This is a genomic window from Frankia sp. CoBUL1 (assembly GCF_978021245.1).
The window spans coordinates 1-7758 of sequence record NZ_CDXDOS010000161.1 but is presented as its reverse complement, the minus strand read 5'-3'; the positions used below and the strand labels follow the sequence as shown (position 1 = coordinate 7758).

General features: G+C 72.0%; 8 protein-coding genes. 6 read left to right on the top strand and 2 right to left on the bottom strand.

Annotation, left to right across the window (positions count from 1 at the left end):
* Positions 1–198 precede the first annotated feature (198 nt).
* The 6 genes from AC08OX_RS12290 (at position 199) to AC08OX_RS12265 (ending at position 4747) form a co-directional block, all read left to right on the top strand.
* A complete protein-coding gene (locus AC08OX_RS12290; RefSeq protein ID WP_476607946.1) occupies positions 199–612 on the top strand; it encodes a hypothetical protein in 414 nt (137 codons plus the stop codon).
* A gap of 31 nt (positions 613–643) precedes the next feature.
* Positions 644–1480 (top strand): radical SAM/SPASM domain-containing protein, encoded by an 837-nt coding sequence (locus tag AC08OX_RS12285; protein WP_476607945.1) that lies wholly within the window; start codon positions 644–646, stop codon positions 1478–1480.
* Positions 1480–2607, top strand: a complete 1128-nt coding sequence (locus AC08OX_RS12280) for a methyltransferase domain-containing protein (protein ID WP_476607944.1) — start codon at positions 1480–1482, stop codon at positions 2605–2607. Before AC08OX_RS12285 ends, AC08OX_RS12280 begins: the two co-directional genes overlap by 1 nt.
* Before the next feature lie 303 nt (positions 2608–2910).
* Entirely contained in the window at positions 2911–3222 is a 312-nt protein-coding gene (locus AC08OX_RS12275) for a glycosyltransferase (RefSeq protein ID WP_476607943.1), read from the top strand.
* A gap of 21 nt (positions 3223–3243) precedes the next feature.
* Positions 3244–3615, top strand: coding sequence for a hypothetical protein (locus AC08OX_RS12270; RefSeq protein ID WP_476607942.1), 372 nt, complete (start codon positions 3244–3246; stop codon positions 3613–3615).
* An 85-nt stretch (positions 3616–3700) separates the two neighbouring features.
* Positions 3701–4747, top strand: a complete 1047-nt coding sequence (locus tag AC08OX_RS12265) for a hypothetical protein (RefSeq protein WP_476607941.1) — start codon at positions 3701–3703, stop codon at positions 4745–4747.
* Between the two features lie 19 nt (positions 4748–4766).
* Here the strand turns inward: AC08OX_RS12265 and AC08OX_RS12260 are convergent, their stop codons facing one another.
* Both AC08OX_RS12260 and AC08OX_RS12255 read right to left on the bottom strand, forming a co-directional pair.
* Entirely contained in the window at positions 4767–6659 is a 1893-nt protein-coding gene (locus AC08OX_RS12260) for a WD40 repeat domain-containing protein (RefSeq protein ID WP_476607940.1), read from the bottom strand.
* The gene (locus AC08OX_RS12255; protein WP_476607939.1) at positions 6623–7711 is read right to left on the bottom strand and encodes a toll/interleukin-1 receptor domain-containing protein; all 1089 of its coding nucleotides are present in this window, start codon (positions 7709–7711) and stop codon (positions 6623–6625) included. Before AC08OX_RS12255 ends, AC08OX_RS12260 begins: the two co-directional genes overlap by 37 nt.
* Between the last annotated feature and the right edge of the window lie 47 nt (positions 7712–7758).

Here is a 7758-nt window from a genome sequence, read left to right as displayed (position 1 = left end):
GCCGGCCGAAATACCCGCTGGAGGTGGAGCCGTGCAACCGGACTCACCCCCGGGGCGGCCGAGCGATGCCGAAGGTGGGGGCGCCCCGATCCCGAATGTCGGGGCGCCACAACCGCCGACCCGCCACGCCCTCGTGCTTCCGCTCAGACGCCCGATAGTCGCGTGGCAGGACGCCCCCACACCCTCCCTGGAGAAGCCGTGACGAACCCGCCGCCGTTCACTGCCGCGTTCACCCTCGCGCCACACGACCTGTTCGGCCAGGACGTCAAGCACCACAAGGCCCTGAACCTCAGCGACGAGCAGGTGAAGATCCTCACCGAGGAGTGCACCCGCTACCAGGGCACCGCCGACACCAACGTCCGCCAGATGGCGCGGACCGTCGCGCTCGTCCACCACCTCCTGTACGGCGGCACGCTGCCCACGACCGAGCAGATGGAGGAGATCGACCGCCAGCTCGTCCAGTGGGCGGCGCTCGCGCTCGAACTCGCCCGCGCCCAGGTCGCCGGCACCTACCACGGGATGAAGGCCCTCACCCCCGACCAGCTCACGCAGCGCGCCGCCCTCCACCAGGGCGGCGAGCTCCATCCCCCGCGAGCCCTCACCGCCCACTGATCCCCACCGCATCCACCCGCAAGGAGAACAAGTGACCACCACCCTTGCCCCACCGCCGATCGACCGGCTGTCGCTGGAGCTCACCGGCCGCTGCCAGCTTTCCTGTTCCCACTGCTACGCCGACTCGGGCCCGGCCGGCGGGCACGGGCCGATGACCGCGGCCGACTGGGCGGAGGTCATCGACGCTGCCGCCGAGCTTGGGGTCCGCCTGGTGTCGATGATCGGCGGTGAGCCGACGTTGCACCCGGCGCTGCCCGAGCTTGTCGGCCGGGCGCTCGACACCGGCATGACGGTGGAGATCTTCACCAATCTGGTCCGGATCCCGGATGGCCTCTGGCCGACACTGACGCGGCCTGGGGTACGGATGTCCACCAGCTACTACACCGCGGACCAGGCCGAGCACGACCGGGTCACGGGCCGGCGCGGAGCCCATGCGCCCACCCACGCGAACATCGTCGAGGTGCTGCGCCGCGGCATCCCGCTGCGCGTCAACATCGTCGGTGACGGTGAGGCCGCGGACCGGGCGCATGCGGAGCTGCTCGGGCTCGGGGTGCCCGCCATCACCCGTGATCCGGTCCGCGGGTTCGGCCGTGCCGCGGGCGACGGCGTCGCGCCGGGCGGCTGCGGACGCTGCGGGCTGGGCCGAGCGGCGGTCCTTCCCGACGGCCGGATCACCCCGTGCGTGATGAACCGCACGCAGGACGGCGGCAGCGTGCTGACCGCCTCGCTGCGCGAGCTGCTGTGTGGCGAGCAGTGGCAGGAAGCGGTGAACGCCGTGCCGCGACCGCGAGCGCCCTACGCGGCGTGCGGCCCGGACGACGACACCAAACCGTGCGGCCCGGTCCACCCCGAACCCGACCCGAACTGATGACCGAGACCTGGCGGGACCATGCCCGCACCCTGGCCGACGAGATCACCCACCCCGGCTCCCGCTGGCACCCGGTCGTCGCGGACATACCGCGGCACGAACTGGTGCCCGCCTGGTGGACGCGCACCACCGAAGGGTGGGCGCTGCGCCGCGGCCCGATCGGCGACGCGTACGCCGTCCATCGGTCGCTCGTCACCCGCGTCGGCGCCCACCACGCAGACCGGGCCACCGACAGCGACGTGCCCGTGGGCCGGCCGACGTCCTCGGCGACCATGCCGGCCCTGGCGCTCACCATGTACCGGCACGGCCGGCTCGGTGAGGGCCTGGACATCCTCGACGTCGGTACCGGCTCCGGCTACGGCACGGCCCTGCTCGCCCGCAGGTACGGCAGCGACCATGTCACCACCGTCGACGTCGATCCGTACCTGGTCGCCGCCGCCACGGACCGCCTCGCAGCCCTCGACCTGCACCCCACCGCCCTGGCCGTCGACGCGACCGGCCCCCTACCCGGCCGCTACGACCGGATCATCTCCATGGTGTCCGTGGCCAGCATTCCGCCGAGCTGGCTGGATGCACTGCGCCCCGGCGGCCGGCTCGTCACCACGATCAGCGGCACGCACATGGTCGTCACCGCGACCCGCACCCCACGCGGCCTGGTGGGCATGGTCGAGTTCGAGCCCGCCGGGTTCATGAACACCCGCACCGGCGACGACTACCCACCCGCGCCGGTCGAGGCCGAAGACCTGGACGTGCGCAACGGCGAGCACGTCAGCACCGGCCGTTACCCGGTTCTCGACGTCGCCGAAGGGTGGGAGCTGTCCACGCTGTTAACTCTCGCCGCGCCAGGCGTGCGGCACCACTACCGGCGGGAACCCGACGGCCAGCACACCGCGATCATGGCTCATGCGGACGGCTCCTGGGCACGGGCCACCGCCATCGGTACCGAGCAGCCCACAGTCCATCAGGGCGGGCCGCGTCGCCTCTGGGATGCGCTCGACGAGGTCCGCGACGACTGGACCCGCCGCGGATTCGCCCCGTTCCTCGGCGCCAACGTCCGCATCCACGACGACGGCAGCATCCGGCTCACCTACGGCGATTGGACCGCGACTATCCCGGCCGTGACCTGACTTACCAGCATCCACCGCACGGGGGAGATCACATGTCCTGGCAGGCCACCAGCCCGGTCGCCTCGGACGCGCCGACGGTCCGCGTCGCCCGATCGGGCGCCGACGTCGTCATCCGTCACCACACCGCCGATATCCGGCATGACCTTCATCTGCCGTTGGTCGTTTGGTTCGGCGTCGTTCGGGCGATCCGCTCCGGCCGTCTCGACGATCTTGACGCGGCGTGGACGTCGCTCTACTTCCGGTCCGGCCTGGACGGCCTCGCCGTAGCCGGTTGCCGCCCGGCGGCGAGGTGCCCGGCGCACGGTGACGTCCAGGTCGGCAGCCTCCGCGGCTTCCCGGCGCCGCCGGTTCTCCGACCGAGACAAGGTGGAGATCGTGACCTGCGGGGAGCCAGGGGTGCTGCGGCTGCTACGAGCGCGGGGTGGCGCCGTCGAGGTGCACCGGGGGCGGATGTGGCGGGGCATGACGGAGCAGCGCCAGTTCCTGCTCGACGCGTCCCGCGGCCGATATGTGCTATACCTCGACGACGATGTGCTCTGCGAGCCGGCCCTCGTGGACCGGCTGCTCGCCGCCATCCGCATCCTGCGCTGCGGCTTCGTCGGCACCCCACCGTAGGAGCTGAGCCACGTCACGGACGTGCGGTCGCACGAGCAGAAACCCTTCGAGACCGTCACCGACGCCGCGGACGTCCGGCTGGAGCGGGTGCGCGAGGGCACTCCCGGCTGGGAACGCTGGCGGTTGCACAACGCGGCGAACCTCACCCACATCACCGCCGACCTCGCCCGTCGCGGCCGGCTGCCGGCGGGCGGCTGCCACGACCGCACCGAGGCTCCGCCGGTGCAGAAGTCACGGCTAGTGACCTGCGCCGGGTCGATCGGTGCCGCCGTGGGCCGCCGTGGGCCGCAGGCCGCGGGAGACCACGTTGTGCTGGGTGTTTCCGCTTCCGGCGGGCGGTCGCCCCGGCTAGCGTCCAGCGGGTGTGCAGTCGGACCGGCAGACGGGGCGTGACCATGGACGATGACCCGTTTCTCGACTGCCCACAGACGGATCATGGTCATGGGAGGCGGGCGACATCCCGAAGCGCAGGTGCGGCATGGGCGACGAGTCCGATCGACGGCGGTTCCTCCGGCTGGCGGCGGGGGCATCCCTGCCACCCGGGCTGTTCATGGTCCGGAGCGGGCGAGTGATCCCGAGAGTGATCGCGTCCGAGGACGTCCTGAACCACATCGACGCCCGCATCGAGCAGATCACCGGGGCGTACGAGCGGACTCCGATCGGCGCGACGAGCGTGTACCTACGCCGGCATCTGCCGGCCGTCCGCTCCCTGCTCGCCGAGGGCGGGCACCCGACCGCCGTCGACGCCCGCCTGCACCGTGCCGCCGGCCGCCTGGCCGCCCTGTGGGCCACCACCCGCCACGACCTCGGTGACATCCCCGGGGCGATGGCCGCGTTCGCCGAGGCGTTCGGCCACGCCGAGGAGGCGCGGGACCGGACACTCCAGTGCTGGGTTCGGCTGTGGCAGAGCTCCCTGGCCCGCAAGTCCGGCAGCCTGACCTCCGCCCTCGCGCTGGCCCGCGCCGCCACGTCCCACGTCGGTGCGGGCTTGCCGGCCGCCAGCCGCGCCGCGGCGATAGAGGCCCGTACCCTGGGCGCGCTCGGTGAACGGGCGGGCGTGCACGAAGCGATCAATCGTGCCTGGCGCATCCAGGGGACGCTGAGTCGCGCGCAGTCGGGTAACCCCGGGTTCTCGATCGACACCCTGCACATGCTGACGCTCGCCGAACTGTCCGCGGCGGCGTACGTCGAACTCGGCCAGCCGGACGCGGCATCGGTCTATACCGACGCCTCGGTGCACCATCTCGATGTCGCCGGGGCGACCGGCCTGCGGTCGATGGCGAGGATCGCCGCGGCTACAGCGGCCCTGCACCGCCACCACGTCGACGAGGCCGAAGCGCTCGTCACCGAGGCACTGGACATCTCCGAGCACCGGCCGAACGCCGTGATGGTCACGCGGACCCACCGGTTCCTCGCGGACGCCCGGCGGATCGCCGGGCGGCGCCAGGGCACGAACAACATCGCCGAACGCCTCGACACCTGGACATTGCCGTCGTTGCCGTCGTTGCCGTCGTTGCCGAGGTAGCCGCCGGTGCCGCCGGCGGTCACCCCGCGCAGGTGTCCTGGTAGGGCAGGCCGGGAATGTGGAAGCTCCACGCCGACCGGTCGAGCCCGCCCTGGGCCTCGTGGCAGGCGTACTCGACGACGCCGTTGCGGCGGAACGCGTCGACCGCGGTGAGCCGCCACAGCCGGACGGTGCCATCGTTGCCGCCGGAGGCCAGCGTCCCGCCGTCCGGGGAAAACGCCAGCGACAGGACGGAGCGGGTGTGCCCGGTCAGCGGCTGCCCGATCTGCCGCGGCGGGGTGACGCTGGTGTCCCAGAGCCATACCCTCCGGCCAGATCCGACCGCGGCCAGGACCTGCCTGTGCGGGGAGAAGGCCACGGCCCGGACCGGTCCGGGGTCGGCGAGAAGGATGCTGGGCGGCCGGGGCCGATCCGGGGCGGTGACATCCGCCAGCATGATTGATCCGTCCTGGCCGGTGGCTCTGAGGCGCCCGTCCTGGGAGAACGCATCCCACGGCGTGGGGAGGGCTGCGGCGGCGTTCACACGCCCCCGCAATTGTGGCCGGTCTGGGTCGGTGACGTCCCACCGCAGCACCGTCCCGTCGACGCCGGTCGCGTCGAGGTTCCGGCTGTCCGGCGAGAACGTCACCGACGTGATCCCGCTGCGCTGGCCGGTGAGGGGCGGGTCGATCCGACGATGTTGACCCTCCGTCACATCCCACAGCACGACCGTTGCGTTCGCGCCGCCGACGGCCAGGATGCGTCCATTCGGGGAAAACGCCACCGAGGTGACGGGATCGCCGCGGCTGGCGAGTGGGTTCGGGTCCTCGGCGAGGGTTTGCAGCAGGTTCGCCCGGCTGTCGGCGCCCCTGTCGGCCTTACCGCCGGCCGCACCACCGGTACCGGGGTCGATGTTCTCGGCGGCGATGGCGAGTCGTAACGCGCGCACCTGGTCCGTCGCCCGCGCGGCGTCGGCGTCGGCGAGCAGGGTGTGAGTGATCAGGGCATGCCGCGCCCGTTCGGTGGCGCGCTGCGCCCGTTCCGCGGTGCGCTGCGCCTGCCGGGCGGTGAGGGACTGCCAGGTGGCGACTGCGGCCCCGACGACAGTGAAGACGAGGAGCACGGAAAGGACAGCGATGACCTGCTGGCGGCGTTGACGTTCGTGACGTTCCCGGCGGCGGGCCGCCTCGACGCGCGTACGTTCCTGACGACGGGCTTCCTCGATCCGCTGGTCGCACGCGTCAATGAACCTCCGCCCGGCCGGTTTGAGATGGACCACCGGCTCCTCACCGGCGCGGAAACGCTCATAGGACTGCCACAGCGTCGTGATGGCGGTGGTCAGCCGGTCCTCGTCCCAGAGCGGGCCGTCGTTGTGCTCCCACTCGGCGGCGGCGCGCTCGACCTTGCCCTCACTGAGCAGGGCGGCTTCCCGTTCCCGGATGACGGCATCCAGTGGCTTCCAGGCGGTCAGCAACGCCTCGTGGACGACCCCGACGGCGGTCCCCAGGCTGTCGCTGGGGGTGGACAGCAGCCATTGGTTCACGAAGACCTGGAAGGTTCTCCGCAACGCGTCGGACGGCAGGTCCTTGAGGTCGATGCGTCGGCGGGCCCGCCGACCGGCCTCGTCGAGCGTGGCGAGCTCGGCCATGCCGACCAGGATCTCCTCCCGGCCCAGCCCGCTCGTCTCCACGGCGTCGTCGAGGACGGCGTCGGCGCGGCGGGCCAGCGCCCCCCGCACGCCACCCAGCTCGTGGTACCGGTCCATCGACAGGGTGCCGCCGCGGGTCTGGTCCTTGGCCAGCTCATGGAGCGTGAACGCCAGCAGCGGCAGCGCCTCGCCGTCCTCGGTGTCCGCCACCATCCTGGCGACCAGCTCCGGCTCCACGTGCAGGCCGGCTACCCGGGCCGGCTCGGTGATGACGACCGGCAGCATGTCCCGGGCCAGCGGGCGGAGGGGGAAGACGTGCAGGTTGACCCCGCCCTGTTCGGGGGGCCGCTCAGTTCGGGCAGGGCGAAGACCTGGTCCTGGAACTCGGAGCGAAGCGCCATGACCACCCGCACGGGACCGGTGACCCCATGCCGCAACAGGGTCGCCAACCGGGCCCGTTCCTCTTCGTCCGATCGGGTGAACAGCTCCTCGCCCTGATCGATGATCAGTAGCAGCAGGCTGTCCCGCACCGGGCCGGAGCCGGCCGTCAGAAGTTCCTCGGCCAGCCCCATGAGGGCCAGGTCGTCCTCCCTGAGCTGCCGGTCGATGTCGGTGACCACCCACTGCTGGCCGACGCGCCTCGCAGCCTGGGTCAGGGTGTGGGCGAGCTTGCGGACCGGGTCCCGGCCCGGCCAGAAGGGGTCGGCCACCTCCCAGCCGGGCTCGCCCGCCAGCTGGGCCGGCAGGCCGGCGGTGACCAGCGACGACTTGCCGCACCCGGAGGCGCCGACCACCAGTAGCAGACGCTGTTCACCGAGGGAGCGTAGCCGGTGGGTGAGCCGCCGCAGCTCGTTGCCGCGCCCATAGAACACCTTGGCCATGTCCCGGGTGAACGGCCGCAGACCCGGGAACGGGGACCGGTCGTCCGCCCAGCCCAGCCCGCCGCCGGCCTCGACGCGCCGCAGCCCAATGTTCAGGTTGTCGGCCCACCCCGGATTCTCGTGCAGGTGAACGTGCTGCCGGTCCTCCAGAAGCGGGGAGGTGACCGTCGGCTCCACGCGCAGCGGCAGCAGCAGGCTGCCGACCTCGTAGGCGATTCCCAGTTCGTAGGAGCACCACGGGGAGGCGTTGTAGGCGTTGGTGATGACACAGACCACGGCGTCAGCGGCTCGCAGCTCGCGGTGCAACCGATCCTTCCACATGTCGCCGGGCTGGACGCCCACCCGGATGTTCTGAGCGAGGAACACCCGGTGGCCAAGAAGGGTAAGCGTCTGATGAACCCTGTCGGCCAGCTCCGCGTCGGAGCCCGCATGGCTGACGAAGACTCGTGCCACCATCGCCCCCAGGGCCGCGCAGAGATTACGCTACGTTGTGATCGGTGACG